Origin of the sequence: Pseudoalteromonas sp. Scap06 (assembly GCF_013394165.1) — a bacterium.
Classification (GTDB): domain Bacteria; phylum Pseudomonadota; class Gammaproteobacteria; order Enterobacterales; family Alteromonadaceae; genus Pseudoalteromonas.
Map to the genome: position 1 here is coordinate 2,839,198 of NZ_CP041330.1, position 21,074 is coordinate 2,860,271.

Sequence of the window (21,074 nt, forward strand, 5' to 3'; positions counted from 1 at the left end):
CGCGTATTCTAATCTCCTGATTTAAATAACCTCTATAACGAAATGAGCAACGCCACTCCCCCATTTTCAATCTCAGCCAGCATGACTCACAGCATTGCAAATATTAGTGAAGCTTTAGGTAAAATCAGTGCCTTATATTCGCCAGCAACTATTGAGCACTATAAGCAACAAAAACTCACCTCTATACAAATGAAAAACTCTGAATTTCAATTTACAGTATCTGACCTATCAAGCCCAGATAGCTTATTAGCTCTGCATCGCAGCTTAATGAAAGATCAAAGTGAAAAGTCAGGCCGTTATAGGGAGCAAGGTCTAGCGTTAAAAAATGGCTTACAAATGGCACCACAGGCAATTCGAGTGCCACAAATGGTAGAAGAGCTATTTGCGTGGTTTAATACAACTAACCACCACCCTCTAATCAGTAGTGCAGTATGCCATTATGAATTACAGTTTATTCAACCGGTTGCACAGGGTAATACTGAGTTAGCGTGTGTGTGGCAAACCCAACAATTATCACAATGGCATACGCTGTTTTCATTGCTAAACATTCATAACTTAATAGCGGCAACACGCCAACGATACTTTGAAAGCATTAACCTAAGTACCAAAACCGGTGACTCATCCGTGTTTATTGAGTACATGTTAGAGACATTACTTTCAGCATTAGATATTTTAGAAAGTGATTTAAAATCAATAACAAAAAGCCAAACCCCACAACAACCCCCTCAAGTTAAAAACACTATACACTTAGACATACAAGCCCCCCAAGTCATCGCTTTAATAAATGTATTTAACCAAAGCGAAAAACCATTAAACCGACAAGAGCTACAAAACCAGCTAGGGTTAAAAGATCGAAAACATTTTAGAGAGCGCTATTTAAAACCTGCAATTGATGCAGGCATAATCGAAATGACTATTCCCGAAAAACCGAATAGTAAAATGCAGCAATATAGACTTAAAAGTTAGAAATAAAAAATGCCACTTAAGAGCTTAAGTGGCAGGTTTAATAAGCCGCGCTGAGCGACTTTTTTGTATTCTGCTATTAAAAAATGAGACAAAGGGTTGCTCAAACCCTAGTTTTTAACCTTTAAAAAATCAAAAACCTGACATTATAAAAAGAGGCAAGAAATATAGAATTTTTTTGTGTCATAAATCTTTGCTCTCGCCCTGCAAAAAGTCACGATTAGATCCATGCTTTTGCTATAGTTTTAAAAGACTATTTTTTATCATACGTTACCATATCCATCTACAGGTAATGCTTATGAACACCATAATAACTGATTGGTTTTTTGTCACCATCATGGATAAAGATCAACATATAGGTGATGTTATTTGGGGAATAGTAGAGGAAGACAATTCTTACCGCTTTTTTAAAGGGGATTATGTATCTACCAGCCGAGTTGTAGAAATTAATTATGCCAACAGATTTGCTAAAACTTGCTCTGGAAGTCTATATCAGCTTCAAGGAAATGGAAAAAAGGCCATCATAGACATTGATGACTTTGAATTACTAAGATCTGGTTTCAGCCCGATACAAATTAGAGCCTTAAACAAGGTAGGCTCAAGATTCCCTCATTAGTTGGGATTCATAAATTTACGGGCGTTTTCGTTTTGACTTTGGGGGAATTGGCGAAGTTTTAGCTGGCAAAATGTCTTCCAACATTAGCTTGTCATGATTGTAAATCATAAAAAACTCAGCATTGTAGTGTTTTTTAATGTCTTTTCTAAGCCAATCAGGATGGGCTTTCACTGCCGATTTTAATACTGTTAGTGCAGAATCAAGTTTTTTTTGATGTCTCAATTTTTTCCGCCACAAACTCAAGCCTTTAGTACGGCAGAAAATATGCTCAATAGTTGATGGTTTTAGCGATAGTTGAGTAGATATTTCTTCTATCGTGTATCCATAAAAACCTTTAATAACCACTTTCCTAATTATTTCATCAGGCAAATGCATTGAGTTTGATTCGTGGTGTATTCCATTTAACTCCAGTAACTTGCGGATATAACAACGACTGATACCCAAAGTTTTTTCAATTAAATTCATACTTTGCCCCGCCTCCGCTAACTTCAAAATATCCTTATCAAAGTTACTTTTTGAGTTGCAGGTAATATTGGGGTAATGACATGATTCCTTCTTCAAGTTTTCCATCCAGCATAAAACTAAGAAATACTTTAATGGGTGGGCGGGAGTTCTCGTTTTTACTCGGAGCATAGGTCCAACAAAATCAAACGATTGGACTGAGATGGGTATGCCTAATGGTACATTAGCACTCAATCCTTTCCAAAACCTCCTCAACTCTGTTGTTAACTGTTCATACTTCAATTGACCTGATTGAGTAATAAACCCCAACGTTTTTAAGTTTTGAGTTATTACATCAATAGATTCACGTTGAAAGTGCTCTTGTTTATACTCTTGAAACTTTCTAATCGAAAATTCAGAAAACAAAACATCTACTCTGTTTGCTTTTTGACTATCGCCCACAAATAAGGGGAGTGACAGACGCCTATCTAAATGCAAATCGTCATTTCTTATCCCCTCCAACAGGCAATGGTGAATTACACATGCTGTCATTCCGGGTATTTGGTGTTCTATATGCCAGTAACTTGTACCATATGTTATTAAGTCATGGCTTGCACATTCTGGGCAATATTTGTGACCTGCGAATAGCTTTAATCCATATTGTGGTGTCATAGATAAATGAAATGGCGAGCCTTTCTCACCGAGAATTGAACGATAAAGTTTACTAGATTGCGGTGACTTCAGAGTTGCATCAAAAATAGGGAACAACGTTCTGTTATTTATGGTTAGATGTAATGACTCTTCAAAATAGTGAGCAAATTTTTCGAGTGCATTTGGCAAATAGGGATGGATGCGTTTCTTATTTACGTCAAAAACATTTGAAACTAGTGTGTTGTGATTAAAAAGGCCAGATATAGCATGATATCGAGATACCACACTATATACTGTTTCACCTTCAAACATTTTAAAAACTGGCAATAAGCTCATTGGCATACTCTTTCTCTAAGCCCAACTCCTTTCTTTTCCAAAATAGAGCGACTAGCCAAAATACAGGGTCAACATACTTACTCGTCGCACCGCTAGCTAAAGCATTTACTATTTTTCTTTTATGACAACCGTGAGGCGACGAGTAGTAACTAAATAAAGATGACAAAAAGCTTGCCCCTAGATCGACTTCTAGCTCTATCTCAAGTGTGTCCGTAAGAGATTTATCAGGCTTTATCGACTTGCTATCTGAACCACATATTTTCCAAAACTCACTTTTTAACATAAAGAGACGTTCGCTATCCTTTGATGCTAAATCATATAAATTGGAACAGAACTCACTAAACAAATAATGTGTAGGGGTGGTTGTCTCCAATAACAGTTCCCAATCATCCACTTGATGAGGTAAGTGCAAGGAGTCTAAGGTTCGTCCTTTTTTTTTGGGAACGAGCAAGGGAGTGGCATGCTTATTACAGACGCTGACACCGTGAAGTTGATGTTTCACGTGCCAATATGATGCACCATATATATTAAGATCTTCTTCTATACAGTTAGGACAAGCTTTCCAACGAACCACGTTGCTAGTCACTCCAGAATTGTGAACTCCATGAAGTTTTGCAGGAACTTGAGTTAGATGAATCCGACTTTTGAAGTATTTATATCTATCATGGTCTATGGATAAAACCCAAAGAGGAAACTCAGTTGCTTGCTGTGCAATTTGGGGATTATCAAAGGTGCGAGCATTCAGCTTGCAAACCTTTTGACAAGATTTTGATAGCGGTATATTCGTTTGTAGTTCACTAGCCTTGACCCCGAACTCTTTAAAGTATGTATGCTTTTCTGGTGCTCCAGATAACCAATAGCGCCTTAGCCACCAACTATAAATGTGCTCACCGGGTAAAATTGATAAGTAAAATGGGATCATAGCGGTACGTACGCCCCATCTTCGTTGTATTCAATGTCACTCACTTCTATCAACATATCTTTTTCAAGACGTTTTAAAATTCGAGCTTCTGTTTGGGTTGGCGTGTATTCCGGCAAATATATTTTAATTTCGTTAAGTAGCTCTTTAGCTAACTTTCCTTTTGGTTTTTGACTTGCTGCACATTTAAACAGCTTTTTTAAAGTTGGCTCTATTGCTTTTTCTATTTGATCTTTTAAATTAAAAATGTCGTCGAACAAATCATTCATTCCTAATTTAAGAGCCAAAATAGCTGGTTTAAGTAGCTTAAATTTAGTGTCGTAAACGTGCTTTAAATCTTCAACGGTAATAGAGTTCTTTTGATTTCTTATCGCATAAACATTGGCTTGAGAAATCAAATGAAAAAGGCAGTGCGGTACGCCTCGTGTGCACTCGTAAATAGCATTTCTGATGTCATCAGTTAATTCTAGAGGACTAGGTATTAATTGATAAGACCATGCGTATTCAACCAATAGTTCCCAGTCTTCTTCGTCTTGCTGAAAGTTGATTAAGTCAACTGGAAGCCCCAATCTTCGCAAATTACTAAATTCAGTTTTAAATGTTTTTATTGCCTTGGTTGTTCCTATGTTGATAACGGGAATTTTGGCAATATTCGTCATGTCCTGCATCAAACGGAATATTTTTTCTTTGTCTCCGCCACTAGCAAAAGATAGATTCTGTACCTCATCAAATATAAGTAGTCCTAAACCCAAACTTGAACAGGCGGCAACGATATTGTCGATTGTATCTTCGACCTTTTTGCCTTTAGTAATTTTAAAATCTTTACTCCTACCATCTTTTGTGAATTTATCTATTTCACAAATTATTCTTTTACAAACCGCATCAGGACTAGCATTTGGTGGAATATCAACTTTGAGATAGACAATCTGCTGAAAGTCCAGACCGTATTTACCGCTTTTTGTATGCGAGTGACTTTGTTCAAATACACCTAATATTGTATCCATAAGCGTTGATTTTCCCGTGCCTGAAAGTCCAGTAAGAATCATGCATTCAGAGGATGTTTTCTTTATCTTTATTTGCTTTGTTGATATCAGATTGTTGTACCTCTGTTGCTCTTCAGATAACGGGTTACGAGACATAAACCCGGCCATTAAAACATTGTAAAGGTCACAATATGTTTCGTAGTACATACCAGTGGGTGAAACAGTCTTCATTAAAGAAAGTGCCTCTAACTCTTTGTCATAATCAAGATATTCGTCAATATCATCGGGCACCGTAATTTCGTCAGTTACCAGCTCCTCAAACTCAGCCTCGCTTAATCTGGGGTGAATTGCTTCTGCTAACGGGTTGCCCCGTAAGCTTCGTGTTTTAATGTTTTGATAATTAACTGTCATTTTTTTTACCTCTATTATTAGTTTTCTCTCTATTCTCCCGTATTCTTCTAGCGCGAGCAGACTCAATAGGTGCGCTATTGTTATCCGTTAATCTTGATTGACTAGTCTCAACTTCTTGTACTTCAACTAATCGATATTGATCAGCTAAGTACATAGAATGCCTAGCCTGATCTTGTTCTATTTCGCGTTCGATATGAACGTTACGATGTTCTTTGATGGGTTGAGTATTTGCGTCATTGACCGTGATTTTTTCCTGCTCCAACCTTGCATTAGCTTGAAGGTCTTCGATCAAGGCTCTGGTTTTACCTTGCTTAGCTTTATGGTTTTTTATTATTTGCTTGTTTTCTTCATGAATGATGTCTTGTTCAGCTTCAATTTCTTCAACAGAAACATGTTTAAACAGACTTCCATTTTGAATTGCAGGTTGAAAACCATCAGGTGTTTCAATAAATATTACGTCCATTGAGTGACGCATATAGCGACACGGTAGTTTTGGTGAAGTCCCTCCTTTTTTCTGATATTCATTAGCTTTGGTCCATTCGCACGTATATTTTTGTTTGAACCCTTTGAGCGAAATATGAGTTGGCAAACATGTCACCTCTCCTACTTCGAGCAAGCTACCATATAGCTCGAAATCATTAACATGCTTTAAATAACCAGCTCTATTTCGCTTGTCCCAATCCCAAACCTGACCGGGAATTTGTTTTACACCATCCATGTACATTTCTTTAGAGAGTTCTATTCCTTTATTTAACGAGTAATTGTTATAAATGATGATGTAAGTGATCAAAATTTGATAAAGCTCATTTATGTTTAATAAAGCTTTTTGTCTCAATAACCTTTTTATGTGCGATGGAACGTTGTTTGGGCTATATCCGTCAACCTGCCCCTTAACAGCATCATGTAACAGCCGAAAGGCTCTCTCAACCAACCCCTTATCGTGAGAATGACCTTCTTGATTAAATTGAACAGAAATATGCGCATCTCTCGAATAGCACCTAGACAATTCTGCTGCCATTTCTGCATTATCACAGCCAATATTCCTGCACTTGCCTTCTTGTTTCCAATCGTTAGGCCCTATTTCAATACCTACCTCTTTGCAGAATTGCTGTTTATTCCTAAATGTATTGAACATAATTGCTCTTGCCGTATCGGCAGAAGGATTTTTTAGTGTGATATACAAACCTACGAAAGTACGAGAACTCATATCACGAACGACATATACAGTTGCTTTACCTACTCTCCTTTTTCGCGTTGGGTCAAACTGACAAACCAGTTCGACGTCATACGGGGTTTCGTCAACCTGATAGTAGTAACCAATACCTTTGTCATAGTAATAATGTAGTGTCCCTTCAAGCGCTGTGTGGTTTTTAGCTACTTCCGCTGAACGTCCCTTAGCTTTATCTATTTTTTTCTTATTTTTGTTACGGTACTTTCTGGCAATGTTTCTAAATTGCCACTCAGTAATTAATCGATCTTCACCCCATCGCTCATATGATCGCCTTTTTGTTTCAGGGTTATAGCTTTGGTAGCTATAAGATTCATCCAGACATTTTTGATAGACCGTATCCAAATACATTGATGGATCACTTTTTTTATAATGCTTGTTCAGTGCAGCAATAACATTACGCTCATCTTTTTCTGTGGCAACGCGCCCGAAACCTGAGTTAGGTCCCGGCTTTGAAGTGTAATTTCTATTAATAGTTTGGCCTGTCCCGGGAGAACGTAAAAATATGTTGGGGTTACACCCTGAACGAAAGTACTTCCAGAGATCTCGATACACTTGTGCTCTGGAGCATGTTTTATCACCAGCTTTCATGGCCTGCTTAATCAATCCTTTGCCATAAGGATCAATAACAAATTCTTCTAAATTGTCTAAAATAGGTCGAAGTCTTTCGACTTTTTCATCCCTCTTTTTCTTCTGATGTTCAAGCACAAAAGAGTCGGGAATAGTCATGTATTTTGGCAACCCAAGTGTTCCTAATACTATTGCCCCACTCAGAATGCTTTCTTTAATTTCCGCATAGCTTAAATTGGCAGGCTTAATGTCCTTTTCTAAATTCATCGCAAATAAGCGATCAGTACTAGAGTCTGCAAAAATAATTGTATGCGGCTCTGTAATAGATGAGCCTATATGTTCTAAATCAGCGGGGAATAAAACTGCACCAATTTCAATGCCGTCAACATCTGTATCAGAACATACTGCAAGCTGGGTACTAGACATTTAAACTAGCTCCAAGCTCAGAGAGAGAAAGTCTGTAGTTAAGCTGCTTACGCAAATCTACTTTTAGATAACGATGCCAAAAAGCGTGTTGCAAAAGCGATGTAGCTTCTTCAAAACTAACCCCAAACAGTGACACTGTTTTATCTAATAGGTGGGTAATTGGCTTCATATTGAATTTAAGCCATTGATTAACAACAAATATTATCCACTGATTAAACAAGGCAGTTAGTTCATCACTCAACTTCAAGTCGGCAACTATTTTTTCAAGATTCTCAGTATAGGTATTTTTGATTTGAGCACTTCTAACAAGATGCCAAGGAGTATTTTGAGTTGCCCAAAATGCTTTTTCTATTTTTTGGTTGTTTTGAAACTTTTCTTTTAGTTCACCGTCTTCAAAAGCTTTTTCATCTTTTACCGAATAGACCACAGGCTTGCGATAAATGGTATCGCAAACAAAATCACTAGTTACTACCGTCGCAACATTGTCGCTGTAGGGGTACGTCGGATGTCTTAAACCTAGCTCTTTCGCGATAAATTGAGTTTTTTCTACCTCAAGTAAAGGGTATTGCTCTTTGATTGAGGTAATACGAGAATCAAACAATAGAATAAGGTAATAAAAGCTTTCATTAAGCGATAGAAAATTTCTATCCTTATGCGGATTCTCAAAATCTGGTGAACGATTTTTGGAGCCTTCAGATTTTACATCTTGTGTTGTAAGGAAAGAGTAATATCCATTTCCCTGTGCATTTTTTTTCTTCCATTGGTCTACCCATCCATCTCTAATTTTTTCGGTTATTTCATTTCGCTTTTTCATTGCTTAGTCATCTCTAAAATTCGTTTATTTTTTAGAAATAGCAGTTAAACATGTGGTTTGCAATTAGGATTCTTAAATATAAACTATTGGTTTTTATATATATTTTTATGTTTATTAATTAATCAGTAGAGATTTCATCAACTGTAAAAAACATATAGTTTTAAATTTTTCAATGACATAAATAAGCATAATTAATATAACTAAAAATATCTATACTAGGTTTAGTATACAATAATTAGTTATATGCAAACCCAGTTATGTAACAAACAAATCTAAGCCAAAAGACGCACTGTCAGGCAAATACCCTTGCTTATTTATCTAATTTATATAAATTAGATAAATCACCATTAAAAGAAGAATAGTCTTATGAACGAGCAAGCGATCTTCGACCATATCAAACAAGCATTAGATGATGCGCCACGCAACCAGTACACCACTGAGTTGCATCTGCAAATGATCAAATACGCAGATAGCTTAAAAAGCATGACGGCAAAAGAGTTTTGCGAAGGCGTTAGCCTTAAGCCCAGCTTTGGCACTGAATTTTCTAAAATGCGTAATCTCACACACCGTTTAAAAGCCGCAGGCTTAAACACCGACTTGCTCTAACTTCACAAGCACAAGGATTTAAAGGAACAAACATGGCAATTAAAAAGACAGAACTTTATTCATCATTATGGGCAAGTTGTGACGAACTACGTGGTGGTATGGATGCCAGCCAATATAAAGACTACGTACTGACTATGCTTTTCATGAAGTACGTCAGTGATAAGTACAAAGGCGACCCATACGGCATGATTGTCGTGCCAGAAGGTGCTAGCTATGACGACATGATAGCCGCCAAAGGCGATAAGGAAATTGGCGATAAAATTAATAAGATCATCGCTGCGCTTGCAGAAGAAAACGACCTTAAAAGCGTGATAGACGTCGCCGACTTCAATAACGAAGATATGCTGGGTAAAGGTCAAGACATGGTAGACCGCCTCACTAAATTAGTCGGTATATTTCAAGACTTAGACTTATCTTCTAACCATGCTGGCGGTGACGATTTATTAGGTGATGCTTATGAATATTTGATGCGTCATTTCGCTACTGAATCTGGTAAATCAAAAGGCCAGTTCTACACGCCATCTGAGGTTTCTCAAATACTCGCTAAAGTGGTGGGCATTAAAGAAGATACGCCACAAGATGCAACTGCGTACGACCCTACCTGTGGTTCAGGTTCATTGTTATTAAAAGCCAGCGACCAAGCAGAGCGAGGTTTAACCCTTTACGGGCAAGAAAACGACAAGGCCACTAGCGCACTTGCCCGTATGAACATGATCTTGCATAACAACACCACTGCCAAAATATGGAAAGGCAACACACTTGCCAACCCACAGTGGAAAGATGCCCCTAACCAATTAAAAACTTTTGATTTTTCGGTTGCCAACCCTCCATTTTCAAATAAAAACTGGACCAGTGGCTTAACCCCAGAAAACGATTTATATAACCGTTTTACATGGGGCATTCCGCCTGAGAAAAATGGTGACTACACCTTCTTACTGCACATTATCAAAAGCTTAAAAAGCACAGGTAAAGGCGCGGTGATCTTACCGCACGGTGTATTATTCCGTGGTAATGCAGAAGCTACTATTCGTGAAAATCTCATCAAACAAGGTTATATCAAAGGCATTATTGGCCTACCCGCAAACTTGTTTTACGGAACTGGTATTCCTGCCTGTATTATCGTGATTGATAAAGAGCACGCGCAAAAAGCGGTGACGAGCTTCAACGAGGTTGATGCTGAGTTACCAACCGTATCAGGTCGCCCCATCTTTATGATTGATGCCAGCAAAGGCTTCATCAAAGATGGCAATAAAAACCGCCTGCGCAGCCAAGACATTCATAAAATTGTTGATGTGTTTAACAAAGGCATAGAGTTAGAGCGTTTTAGCCGTTTAGTGCCCATTGATGAAATTGCCGCTAACGACTACAACCTTAACATCCCGCGTTATATCGACTCATCTGAGCCAGAAGATTTACACGATTTAAGCGCTCACCTGCAAGGTGGCATTCCAAACCGTGACATTGATGCCCTTGAGCATTACTGGCAGGTATTCCCAAGCATTCGCGCTACCTTGTTCACTCATTTGCGTGACGGATACAGCCATGCACTGGTTGAAGCAAGCCAAGTAAAAAGCACTATTTTAGCACACCAAGAATTTAAAGACTTTGCTGCCCGTAGCCTATTGCCATTCAAACAGTGGATACCTGAAGCTAAGCTTAAAGAAATCAAAGTAGGCGATAACCCGAAAAACTTTATCTTTAACATTTCAGAGAACTTGTTAAATAGCTATGCCAATAGCGACCTATTAAGCAAATACGATATTTACCAAATCCTAATGGATTACTGGGCTGATACCATGCAAGACGATGTGTATGTACTGGTACAGGACGATTGGCAAGCAGGTAAAACCCTTCGTGAGTTAGTGGCTGCCAAGGGCGAAAAACTCAAAGAAACGCCAGATTTAATCATCAACAAGAAAAAGTACAAAGCCGAGCTTATTCCACCTAGCTTAATTGTTGCCCGTTATTTTGCAGATGAAAAAGCGCAAGTTGATGCCCTGCAAGCTAAACAAGACGAAGCTACTCAAACACTTGAAAGCTACCTAGAAGAACATGGTGGTGAAGATGGCTTATTGGTTGAGGCCCTCAACGATAAAGACAAAATCACCAAAGCCAGCGTTGCCGCTAGAACAAAGCTTGCTACTGATGCTGATGAAGTGAAAGCACTGAAACAAGCAACTAAATTGTTTAATGCCGAAGCGGCTGCGAAAAAAGCAGTGAAAGAAGCCCAAGAAGCGCTCGATTTAGCCGTATTCAATCAATATCCAAAACTCACGATTGATGAAATCAAAACCCTGATTGTCGATGACAAATGGCTAGCCACACTGCAAGCCAATATCATTGCTGAAATTGAGCGCGTTACCCAACAAATGGCAAACCGGGTTAAGCAACTGGAAGAGCGCTACAGCGCACCACTACCAACCCTTTCTAAATCGGTTGATGACCTTAACGATAAAGTCGCAGGCCATTTAAAAGCGATGGGCTTGGAGTGGTCGCTATGAGCGTAATAGATCAGAATATTCCCAAAGGATTTAAACAGACTGAGGTGGGTATTCTTCCTCAAGAATGGCAGATTTTAACTATTGATGAAGCAATATCATCTAAAATGATTCTTGATCAAATGGATGGCAATCATGGAGAACTTTACCCCAAAAGCCATGAATTTAAAGATGACGGTATTCCATACGTTGGTGCGACAGACTTTTACTCAGGTAAAATTGATTATAAACACTGCAAAAGACTTCCTATAAAAAGGGCTAAGTTATTTAAGAAAGGAGTGGCAAAGGATGGTGACGTTTTATTCGCTCACAATGCCACTGTAGGACCATCATCTTTAGTAGAAACGTATGAAGACTTCATAATTATTAGTACTACAGCCACTTATTATCGCTGTAACGGTGAAGAAATTAAAAATACGTATTTATTAAACTTTTTTAGGTCTAAGCTGTTTGAAAGTCAATATTCTTCCGTGATGTCGCAGTCTACGCGCAATCAAGTACCCATTCTGGCACAACGAAAGTTTTATTTGGCACTTCCTCACATAAAAGAACAAACCGCTATTGCCAATGCGTTGTCCGATGTCGATGCGCTATTAACGGAATTGGAAAAACTGATCGCGAAAAAACAAGCGATTAAAACCGCCACCATGCAGCAATTGCTGACAGGCAAAACCCGTTTACCTCAGTTCGCCACTTTCACCGAAGGCGAAAAACAGGGTCAACCAAAAGGCACAAAACCCAGCGAACTAGGCGAAATCCCTGAGGATTGGGAAGACTTAGCTCTGGGTGATGTTGTATGTTTTGTTGGTGGTGCGCAGCCAGAAAAAAATACATTTTCATATAAAGAACAAGAAGGCTATGTAAGATTAATACAGATTAGGGATTACAAGTCCGATAAACATAAAGTATACATCCCATCATCTTTAGCAAAGAAAACATGTAGTGCTGATGACATCATGATTGGTCGATATGGGCCTCCAATTTTTCAAATACTACGAGGAATTGAAGGGGCCTATAATGTTGCCTTAATCAAAGCGATTCCAAATGAAAAAATTCATAAAGAGTTTTTATATCATTTCTTAAAAAGTGATTCTTTATTTGAGTTGATGGACAACCTTTCACAAAGATCATCTGGGCAAACTGGTGTTGAGCTTTCCGCTTTAAAAGCTTACCCAATAGGTTTACCAAATATAGAAGAACAAGCTGCAATCGCCACCATCCTCTCGGATATGAATAACGAAATCCAAACCCTTAAACAGCGCTTAGCGAAAACCCGCCAAATCAAACAAGGTATGATGCAAGAGCTACTTACAGGCCGCACTCGTTTACCATTTGATAAAGAACAATAAGGAACATGGATGTCTGAATGTAACGAATTAGAATTAAAGCCCATTAACGATTTATTGGAACTGTCGTTTTTCATTCCCGCCTACCAACGTGGTTATCGTTGGTCTAAAAGGCAGGTTACTGAACTGCTCGATGACATTAAAGAGTTTCAGCAGCAAGCAGAAAATAGCAATAAGAACGCTTTTTATTGCTTACAGCCTATTGTGGTAAAAAAACATAATAGCGATTGGGAATTAGTCGATGGTCAACAGCGACTGACCACCATATATATCATTCTAACGTATTTAAAAGACATCCTAGCCTTACTTGGTAAATCTCGTTATCAATTGAGCTATGAAACACGAGAAGAAAGTGCTGAGTTTCTTCAGGATATTAATGAAGATCGTGGCGAAGAAAACATCGACTTCTTCCATATTGTACAAGCTAAAAAAGCAGTAGAAGAATGGTTTGATGCACAAGATGGCACATATAAAGTTAACTTCATTCAGACATTACTAGGCCCCCACGACTCAAAGAAAAGTGTTCAAGTCATATGGTATCAAATTGACGAAACTGAAAATGTAACCGAGGTGTTTACTCGGCTGAACATGGGTAAAATCCCACTAGTAAATGCCGAGCTTGTAAAAGCGCTATTTTTAAAGTCGAGTAACTTTGCCCTAGATGTCAATGATTCCGATATAAAAAAACCAATTCAAGATCTTCAGCAATTAAGAATTTCTCAAGAGTGGGATGCCATTGAAAAACGCTTACAAGATGACGCATTTTGGTATTTCATTAGCAACAAATCTATTACCACCAATCGTATCGAGTTTGTGCTGGATTTGGCATCTAGAAACCTTAATGATGAAGGCATTCTAGACACTGACAAGTTGAAAATATTTCTGACGTTCAACCGACTGCTTTCGAATAGCGGTGATAAAGATAAACCTGTCGATGTTGCTCGTGAATGGCTAAAGGTAAAGCAATGCTTTATGACGCTAGAAGAGTGGTATAACGACCGTGCTTTATTTCACTTGATTGGCTATTTAGTCTCGCAGAAAGTTTCTATCTCCCATATTTTCGAATTACATCAAGAGGCCCTCACAAAGTATGATTTTCGACAGTCATTGTTAAAGTTAGTCTTCAGTAAGACCTTTAACGGTAGAGAAATAGATACGTTATCTCAAGAATGGCTAGATGAGAGACTAAACTCACTCACTTATGAATCTGGAGCGCATAAACTCAGACCAATACTATTGCTATTCAACGTAGCTAGCTTACTTGCCAACCCTGCGACCAATGCGCGTTTTCAATTTGATAAATATAAATTAGACAGTTGGGATATTGAACATATCCGCTCAGTGGCATCCGATATGCCAAATAGTAAAGACAAGCAAAAGGCATGGCTTGAAAACGTTGTTGCATATATTTCCAGCGATGAATCCATAGAAGTTGAGGAGTCTGACACTGATGCAAATAATGAAGAGCTATCTATCAAGCTTGAAGCAAAAGAGTTACTGCTAGCAACCAACTTCAATAATGATCATTTTGAAGCTGTGTACGACAAGGTACGAGCGCATTACGACCCTGATGGTAATGAAGATGTAGATAACTCAATTGGCAATCTAACCTTGCTAGATAGCAGAACTAACCGTAGCTATCAAAATGCGGTATTTCCGATTAAACGAGCGAGGATTATCGCACTAGATAAAAAGGCAACCTTTGTTCCGCTATGCACTAAGAATGCGTTTCTTAAGTATTACAGCAAACAGGTAGATAAGATGCTGTATTGGGAAGCGAAAGATAGCGAGGATCATCAAAGGGCTATGGTAGAAATGTTACTCGGTTTCTTTCAAGGAGTAGGTGTTCATCAAAAGGAGTTAGGACATGAATAAGGGAAAAAGCTTAACATTTTACGGTCTATTTGATGTTGTTGAAGCGATAGAAATTCCAATATTACAGCGTGATTATGCACAGGGTCGAAAAGAAGAAGATGAAGTTAGAACACTGTTTTTAAATTCATTATACCAAGCGCTAAATAACAAAGATGACTCACGCCAGCCTTTAGATTTGGACTTTGTTTACGGAAATTTTGAAGAGGGACAAAGTAAGGCTTTCTCTGTTCTTGACGGGCAGCAGCGCTTAACGACTCTATTTTTATTGCATTGGTACTTAGCAATACAACATGGTCATATTGCAGAATTCAGAGAACGGTTTGTCACTGATGAACAACGATCTCGCTTTACTTATAAGACACGTCCAAGCACAACCGAGTTTTTTGATGCATTAACCTCCAAAGATATTGAAATATCGAATGCAACAATAAGTAAGCAGATTAAAAATAGTCAGTGGTTTTATTTATCGTGGCAACAAGATCCAACCGTACAAGCTTGTTTGAATATGCTTGATGCAATTCAAGCATTGTTTTCTCAAAGTGATGTCAATTTGTACGAACGAATCACCAATACAACTGAACCTTACATTACCTTTCAGTTTTTAGACCTTCATTATTTTGGTTTGTCAGATGAGCTTTATATAAAAATGAATGCTCGTGGTAAGCCGCTTACAATATTTGAAAATTTTAAAGCCAAGTTAGAACAAAAGATAAAGTCTTTTGAGAGTGATTGGCCTGAGTACACATTGCCTTTTCAAGACAGTGTTAGCGGTTATAATTACTTCATACATAAGATAGATACCGACTGGGCCGATTTGTTCTGGCCCTATAGAAATTTTTTCTCAATTGACGATACCTTTGATGATGAATTGATGAATTTCATTCGACTCGTTATCGCCTATCAATACCTTGTTGATCATAAAGATTCCCCTATGGACCTTCATGTAAATAGTGGCGAACTCTTTGGTCGAAACGGGAGATTAGAACCCCTTACACTGTCCCAATATGAAGAGTTAGGTTGTTTAAATAAAAAGTTCATTATCCGGCTAATTAGTTTCCTTGATCTCATCTATAGAGGTGGATTGGTCGAGAATAAAATAAACAGCTACTTAGACACTGATAACTACTACAACGAACACAAAACATTCAAGAACGTATTGAAAAACGATGCTAGCTACGATGATAAACTCAGATTTTATGCGTTTTACAACTATGTGGCAAAATCACCCACTGATGAAGAGTTGAAGGAATGGTTAAGAGTAATCTTTAATTTAACCGACAACACCATTATCAATACCGCAGATGAGTTTAATAAAGCACTGTTTGCAATAGACAACCTTTGCCAGCACGATAGCCCTATATTAGAAACACTAGCTAATGATGTTGAAATATCAGGTTTTACAGGTGCTCAGATAGTCGAAGAGAAGATCAAGGCTCATCTGCTGCTAAGGTCTAGTGAATGGAGAGAAGCAATTACCAGTGCAGAGCAACATTCATTTCTGACAGGCCAGATTGGCTGTATTTTAAATTTTGCTGAAATCCTAAGTTATTACCGTGAACACAATCATTGCAACTGGAGCGCTGAAGAAAATGTCGAGTATTTAAGTAGCTTCACACGATATTCTAATGCGATTCAACGTGTATTTGATCGAATTGAAAGCAGCTCAGCACCAATTGATTATTTGTGGGAAAGGTCGGTATTAAGTAAAGGTGAATACTTCACCGATAAACGAGGCGACAAATACAATATGCTGTCTTCTCGCGATACTAGAAACAATATTCCTCGTGATCATAGTTGGAAAAGGTTACTACGGTTCGGCACAGCTTCAATTGAGCAAAAACAAAGTTACGTTAAAGCAGTGCTAGATGACCCGTTATTTAATGTTGAAGAAATACAAACATCACTTTCTACTATTTGTTCCATTGCTATTAAGTCTGAAGAAATTGAGCCTTGGAGAAAAGCATTAATTCAACATAAAGAGTTACTCGCGTATTGCCAGCAAGGCTTTATTGAGAAAAATAACTCTGAATTTGTATTACTTGGACAATCACAGCGAAATCATACGCATATTGAACTTTTCACTAAAGTACTAGAACTAGAGCTATCTCAAGACAATAGCTTGATAGCACCTTTTTCATTGTTAAGGTACGAGCCAGTTAAGTCGCGTGAAGAAAGTGCGCATTTGAAATTAACCGGTTTTGTTCATAATGAACAGCGATATCAAATAGAGATCCATAAAACAGGTAGCTGCTTCGATATTAGAGTCAAAGGTGGTGAAATCGAAAATGCACCAGAGACTTTAATGGATTTACTAGAGAGTGAAGGATTTGAATTGAGTGGCAGGGCATTGCCTAGCCTCGACTTTTACAAATACTACAGTGATAAAAATCAGAAAAGTATTGAAGATGTAAAATTAAAGATTCAAAAACTATGCGCAAGTTTAAAGGATTTAGACGATGAGTAATGTTGGTCAATTAGAACGTAAAACCCAAAACCGCGTAGTTAAGTTTTTTAAAGAACAACTTGATTACGATTACCTAGGTAATTGGGAGTACCGTGAAGGTAACAGCAATATAGAAAAAGACTTGCTGACTAAATGGCTCAAAGGTCGCGGAACTTCTGATGCTCTGATTACCCGCACATTACGCCAACTTGATACTGCCGCAGCCCTCGGTGAAGGTAAAAAGCTCTTTGATGCGAACAAAGATGTTTATCGCCTTCTGCGTTATGGCGTAAAAGAAAAAGAAGGTACAGGTGAGCAAAACCAAACTGTTTGGCTAATAGACTGGAAAAACCCAGAAGCTAACGACTTTGCTATTGCTGAAGAAGTGACCGTAAAAGGTGAGCAGATCTCTCCTAAAACCAAGCGCCCTGATATCGTGATTTATGTTAATGGCATCGCGCTGGGCGTGATTGAATTAAAACGCTCTTCAGTGTCAGTTAGTGAGGGCATTCGCCAGAACTTAGACAACCAAAAGAAAGCGTTTATTCGTAACTTCTTTACCACTATGCAGCTAGTAATGGCAGGCAATGACACCCAAGGTGTCCGCTATGGTACGATTGAAACATCTGAAAAATACTATCTTGAATGGAAGGAACCGGAAGGCGCTGTTTGCTTGCCACTTGCGCAGGTAGCAACAGAAACACCGTTAGATAAACATGTCGCGCAGCTATGTGATAAAAAACGCTTCTTACAGCTTATTCACGATTTTATTGTTTTTGATGCAGGGGTGAAGAAGACCTGCCGACACAATCAATTCTTTGGTATTCAAGCCGCTAAAAAGCACGTTAAATCAAAACAAGACGGGATTATTTGGCATACCCAAGGCTCAGGCAAAAGCCTAACGATGGTGTGGTTAGCTAAATGGATTCGCGAGAACGTTACTGATTCTCGTGTGCTAATTATTACTGATAGAACAGAGTTAGACGAACAAATAGAAAAAGTATTCTCAGGTGTTGATGAAGAGATCTATCGCACAAAAAGCGGACGGGATTTAGTTGCCACGCTTAATCAACCGAACCCTTGGCTATTCTGCTCACTCGTGCATAAGTTTGGTCGAAATGGCGAAGCGCTAAGTGATAAAGAAAGTGAAGAAGACGATAATAAAGCGACAAAACACTATCTTGAAGCATTAACCAAAAACCTGCCAACTGAATTTGCAGCAAAAGGTAACTTGTTTGTGTTTGTTGATGAGTGTCATCGAACTCAATCAGGCAAGCTGCACGAAGCGATGAAAGCCATTTTACCAGAGGCCATGTTTGTTGGTTTTACTGGTACGCCATTAATGAAAAAAGATAAGAAAAAGTCCTTGGAGGTCTTTGGTCCATATATCCACACCTACAAGTTTGATGAAGCCGTTAGTGACGGTGTGGTACTCGATCTGCGTTATGAAGCAAGAGATATTGATCAACATTTAACTTCAGAGAAAGGCGTTGATACTTGGTTTGATGCAAATACTCAAGGCTTATCTAACCTAGCCAAAATGCAGCTCAAACAAAAATGGGGAACCATGCAAAAAGTACTCTCCAGTAAGTCTCGACTAGAACGCATTGTGATGGATATATGGCTGGATATGAAAAGAAAGCCTGCACTAATGTCTGGTAGAGGCAACGCTATGTTGGTGTGTGCCAGTGTCCATCAAGCCTGCATGGTTTATGAGATGTTTTCTAAAACAGATCTTGCTGGTAAATGTGCGGTAGTGACCAGTTATCAACCTGCTGCAAGTTCGATAAAAGGTGAAGAATCTGGTGAAGGGTTAACCGAAAAACTGTTTAAGTATGAAACTTATCGCAAGATGTTAGCTGATTACTTTGAGCAAAGTGAAGATGAGGCCGCTAAGCGTGTGGAGGAGTTTGAAAAAGCGGTTAAAAAGCGCTTTATCGAAGAACCGGGGCAAATGCGCCTACTCATTGTGGTCGATAAACTGCTAACTGGCTTTGATGCCCCCTCTGCCACTTACCTTTATATCGATAAAAAGATGACTGACCACAACCTATTTCAAGCAATCTGCCGTGTAAACCGTCTAGACGGTGAAGATAAAGACTACGGTTACGTTATCGACTACAAAGACTTATTCCGTTCACTTGATAAAGCCATTAAAGATTACACAGCCGAAGCGTTTGATGGCTACGATGCTGACGATGTTAAAGGGCTTTTAAAAGATCGATTGCAAGAATCTCGTACTGATTTAGATAATGCGCTGGAAGCAGTACGAGCGTTATGCGAGCCAGTAAAAGCACCAAGAGACATCAAAGACTTCCAACATTATTTTTGTGGTGAGTCTGGTGTTGAATCAAAGGATGAAAATGAGCGCACAGAAAAAGAAGCACTACGTTTAACTCTATATCAATCAGTAGCTAAGCTCATCCGAGCTTACACTAACCTTGCAAATGAAATGGAGCAAGCTGGTTACACCTTTGAAGAGGCTGAAAATATTAAGAAAGAAGTCGCGTACTTCGAGAAGGTTCGTGACGAAGTTAAGCTTTCCAGTGGCGACTTACTCGAAATGAAGCGGTTTGAGCCTGCTATGCGTCAGTTACTTGATATGTATATTCGAGCTGATGACAGTGAATTACTGATGGATTTTGAAGAGTTCGGCTTGATTGATCTAGTGGTAAACAACAACGGTAAAGACTTAGAAGATTTACCTGAAGGCTTGCGTAACAATGAAGATGCAATGGCAGAAGCCATTGAAAACAATGTTAGAAAAACCATCGTTGATGAAAATCCAGTAAACCCTAAATACTTTGACAGCATGGCAACCTTGCTGGATGAGTTAATTAAGCAGCGAAGAGAGCAAGCTATTAGCTATCAAGAGTATCTTGAACAGATACGAGCACTCGCTAAGAAAGTGGTAAACCCAACTGAAAATAGCAATCAAAGCTATCCCACTTCTGTTGATACACCAGCCAAACAAGCAATTTACAACAACTTCGGTAATGATGAAGTACTTACTACTAAAATTGATACTGCTGTTCGTTATACCAAGAAAGCTGATTGGCTTGGGGATCGATTTAAAGAGCGTGAGATAGCCAACGCGGTGCGAGAAGAGGCAGCAGGTTATGACATCAATATTATTGATATCATGAAGCTAATTAAAGCTCAGAAGGAATACCATTAGTGCGTCATACCAAAAGCAATGCAGAGAGTATTGAAGTAGTTCGTATTGGCGACATTGATGTAGAGCTAAACCGCAGAGCTATTAAAAACATTCACCTAAGTGTACTGCCGCCTAATGGCAAAGTGCGCTTGTCGATCCCTAATGATACGAGTGAACAAAAGGTAAGGCTGGCAATCGTAAATAAGCTTGCTTGGATTAAAAAACAGCAAGCTGACTTTGCAGGACAAGAGCGCCAATCTGTACGTGAAATGGTCAATGGTGAATGCCACTATTTATGGGGTAATAAATACCGTTTAAAGCTTATAGAGGCAAAAGGCGGATATAGTGTTACCGCTAGAGGCAACGGTAATTTAGTGCTAGCTGTCGCTGAAAATACGTCAACCGATAACAAACTCAAACTGCTTAACCGTTTCTATCGAGATGAAATGCAGCGCTCACTTGAAAAATTATTACCTCAATGGGAAAAAAAACTAGGTGTAAACGCTGGTTCTCTCAACATCAAAAAGATGAAAACCAAATGGGGAAGCTGCAATATTCAAGCTAAGCGAATTTGGCTTAACCTTGAACTAGCTAAAAAACCTCCTGAGTGCATGGAATTCATACTTGCCCACGAATTAGTTCATTTACTAGAGCGCCACCATAACGAAAAGTTCCGCTCACTCATGGACAATCATATGCCAAACTGGCGTGAACGCAGAGACTTGCTTAATAGCTTGCCTCTGGCCTATGAAGACTGGAGTTATTAGAAACTAATGAAAGCCAAATGTAAG

14 protein-coding genes are annotated in these 21,074 nt (G+C 38.7%); 9 read left to right on the forward strand and 5 right to left on the reverse strand.

Going from position 1 to position 21,074, the window contains the following annotated elements; translation table 11 throughout:
- Positions 1–81: 81 nt before the first annotated feature.
- Both FLM47_RS13160 and FLM47_RS13165 read left to right on the forward strand, forming a co-directional pair.
- Positions 82–966: a Fic family protein gene (locus FLM47_RS13160; protein ID WP_256872094.1), complete on the forward strand. Its 885-nt coding sequence runs from the start codon at positions 82–84 to the stop codon at positions 964–966.
- 295 nt (positions 967–1,261) lie between these two features.
- A complete protein-coding gene (locus FLM47_RS13165) occupies positions 1,262–1,579 on the forward strand; it encodes a hypothetical protein (protein WP_178956592.1) in 318 nt (105 codons plus the stop codon).
- A 15-nt stretch (positions 1,580–1,594) separates the two neighbouring features.
- Here FLM47_RS13165 and FLM47_RS13170 read toward each other — a convergent pair whose 3' ends face one another.
- The 5 genes from FLM47_RS13170 to FLM47_RS13190 are packed head-to-tail and all read right to left on the reverse strand — an operon-like array spanning position 1,595 to position 8,358.
- Positions 1,595–3,013 carry a TniQ family protein gene (locus FLM47_RS13170; RefSeq protein WP_178956593.1) on the reverse strand — a complete coding sequence of 473 codons (1,419 nt, stop codon included), beginning with the start codon at positions 3,011–3,013 and terminating at the stop codon, positions 1,595–1,597.
- Positions 2,985–3,929, reverse strand: a complete 945-nt coding sequence (locus tag FLM47_RS13175) for a TniQ family protein (RefSeq protein WP_178956594.1) — start codon at positions 3,927–3,929, stop codon at positions 2,985–2,987. The genes FLM47_RS13170 and FLM47_RS13175 overlap by 29 nt, the downstream gene beginning before the upstream one ends.
- Positions 3,926–5,320, reverse strand: coding sequence for a TniB family NTP-binding protein (locus tag FLM47_RS13180; protein ID WP_178956595.1), 1,395 nt, complete (start codon positions 5,318–5,320; stop codon positions 3,926–3,928). Before FLM47_RS13180 ends, FLM47_RS13175 begins: the two co-directional genes overlap by 4 nt.
- The gene (locus FLM47_RS13185; RefSeq protein WP_178956596.1) at positions 5,310–7,544 is read right to left on the reverse strand and encodes a transposase; all 2,235 of its coding nucleotides are present in this window, start codon (positions 7,542–7,544) and stop codon (positions 5,310–5,312) included. The genes FLM47_RS13180 and FLM47_RS13185 overlap by 11 nt, the downstream gene beginning before the upstream one ends.
- Positions 7,537–8,358, reverse strand: coding sequence for a TnsA endonuclease N-terminal domain-containing protein (locus tag FLM47_RS13190; protein WP_178956597.1), 822 nt, complete (start codon positions 8,356–8,358; stop codon positions 7,537–7,539). The genes FLM47_RS13185 and FLM47_RS13190 overlap by 8 nt, the downstream gene beginning before the upstream one ends.
- Before the next feature lie 366 nt (positions 8,359–8,724).
- On the opposite strand from FLM47_RS13190, the gene FLM47_RS13195 reads away from it, so the two are divergent.
- Genes FLM47_RS13195 through FLM47_RS13225 form a run of 7 tightly spaced genes read left to right on the forward strand, consistent with a single transcriptional unit; the run spans position 8,725 to position 21,050 of the window.
- A complete protein-coding gene (locus FLM47_RS13195) occupies positions 8,725–8,964 on the forward strand; it encodes a transcription factor (protein ID WP_178956598.1) in 240 nt (79 codons plus the stop codon).
- 32 nt (positions 8,965–8,996) lie between these two features.
- Complete coding sequence (locus FLM47_RS13200) at positions 8,997–11,465, forward strand: type I restriction-modification system subunit M (protein WP_178956599.1); 2,469 nt, start codon at positions 8,997–8,999, stop codon at positions 11,463–11,465.
- Positions 11,462–12,811 (forward strand): restriction endonuclease subunit S, encoded by a 1,350-nt coding sequence (locus FLM47_RS13205; protein WP_178956600.1) that lies wholly within the window; start codon positions 11,462–11,464, stop codon positions 12,809–12,811. Before FLM47_RS13200 ends, FLM47_RS13205 begins: the two co-directional genes overlap by 4 nt.
- 9 nt (positions 12,812–12,820) lie before the next feature.
- Positions 12,821–14,683 (forward strand): DUF262 domain-containing protein, encoded by a 1,863-nt coding sequence (locus FLM47_RS13210; protein WP_178956601.1) that lies wholly within the window; start codon positions 12,821–12,823, stop codon positions 14,681–14,683.
- Positions 14,676–17,147 (forward strand): DUF262 domain-containing protein, encoded by a 2,472-nt coding sequence (locus FLM47_RS13215; RefSeq protein WP_178956602.1) that lies wholly within the window; start codon positions 14,676–14,678, stop codon positions 17,145–17,147. The genes FLM47_RS13210 and FLM47_RS13215 overlap by 8 nt, the downstream gene beginning before the upstream one ends.
- Positions 17,140–20,304: a type I restriction endonuclease subunit R gene (locus FLM47_RS13220; protein WP_178956603.1), complete on the forward strand. Its 3,165-nt coding sequence runs from the start codon at positions 17,140–17,142 to the stop codon at positions 20,302–20,304. The genes FLM47_RS13215 and FLM47_RS13220 overlap by 8 nt, the downstream gene beginning before the upstream one ends.
- Positions 20,304–21,050, forward strand: coding sequence for a M48 family metallopeptidase (locus FLM47_RS13225; protein WP_178956604.1), 747 nt, complete (start codon positions 20,304–20,306; stop codon positions 21,048–21,050). The genes FLM47_RS13220 and FLM47_RS13225 overlap by 1 nt, the downstream gene beginning before the upstream one ends.
- Positions 21,051–21,074 lie beyond the last annotated feature (24 nt).

Bases quoted from the DNA above. Each gene is read 5' to 3' on its own strand.
- FLM47_RS13195 (WP_178956598.1), top strand. From the start codon at position 8,725: ATGAACGAGCAAGCGATCTTCGACCATATCAAACAAGCATTAGATGAT.
- FLM47_RS13200 (WP_178956599.1), top strand. From the start codon at position 8,997: ATGGCAATTAAAAAGACAGAACTTTATTCATCATTATGGGCAAGTTGT.
- FLM47_RS13190 (WP_178956597.1), bottom strand. From the start codon at position 8,358: ATGAAAAAGCGAAATGAAATAACCGAAAAAATTAGAGATGGATGGGTA.
- FLM47_RS13185 (WP_178956596.1), bottom strand. From the start codon at position 7,544: ATGTCTAGTACCCAGCTTGCAGTATGTTCTGATACAGATGTTGACGGC.
- FLM47_RS13175 (WP_178956594.1), bottom strand. From the start codon at position 3,929: ATGATCCCATTTTACTTATCAATTTTACCCGGTGAGCACATTTATAGT.
- FLM47_RS13205 (WP_178956600.1), top strand. From the start codon at position 11,462: ATGAGCGTAATAGATCAGAATATTCCCAAAGGATTTAAACAGACTGAG.
- FLM47_RS13180 (WP_178956595.1), bottom strand. From the start codon at position 5,320: ATGACAGTTAATTATCAAAACATTAAAACACGAAGCTTACGGGGCAAC.
- FLM47_RS13165 (WP_178956592.1), top strand. From the start codon at position 1,262: ATGAACACCATAATAACTGATTGGTTTTTTGTCACCATCATGGATAAA.
- FLM47_RS13170 (WP_178956593.1), bottom strand. From the start codon at position 3,013: ATGCCAATGAGCTTATTGCCAGTTTTTAAAATGTTTGAAGGTGAAACA.
- FLM47_RS13220 (WP_178956603.1), top strand. From the start codon at position 17,140: ATGAGTAATGTTGGTCAATTAGAACGTAAAACCCAAAACCGCGTAGTT.
- FLM47_RS13210 (WP_178956601.1), top strand. From the start codon at position 12,821: ATGTCTGAATGTAACGAATTAGAATTAAAGCCCATTAACGATTTATTG.
- FLM47_RS13160 (WP_256872094.1), top strand. From the start codon at position 82: ATGACTCACAGCATTGCAAATATTAGTGAAGCTTTAGGTAAAATCAGT.
- FLM47_RS13215 (WP_178956602.1), top strand. From the start codon at position 14,676: ATGAATAAGGGAAAAAGCTTAACATTTTACGGTCTATTTGATGTTGTT.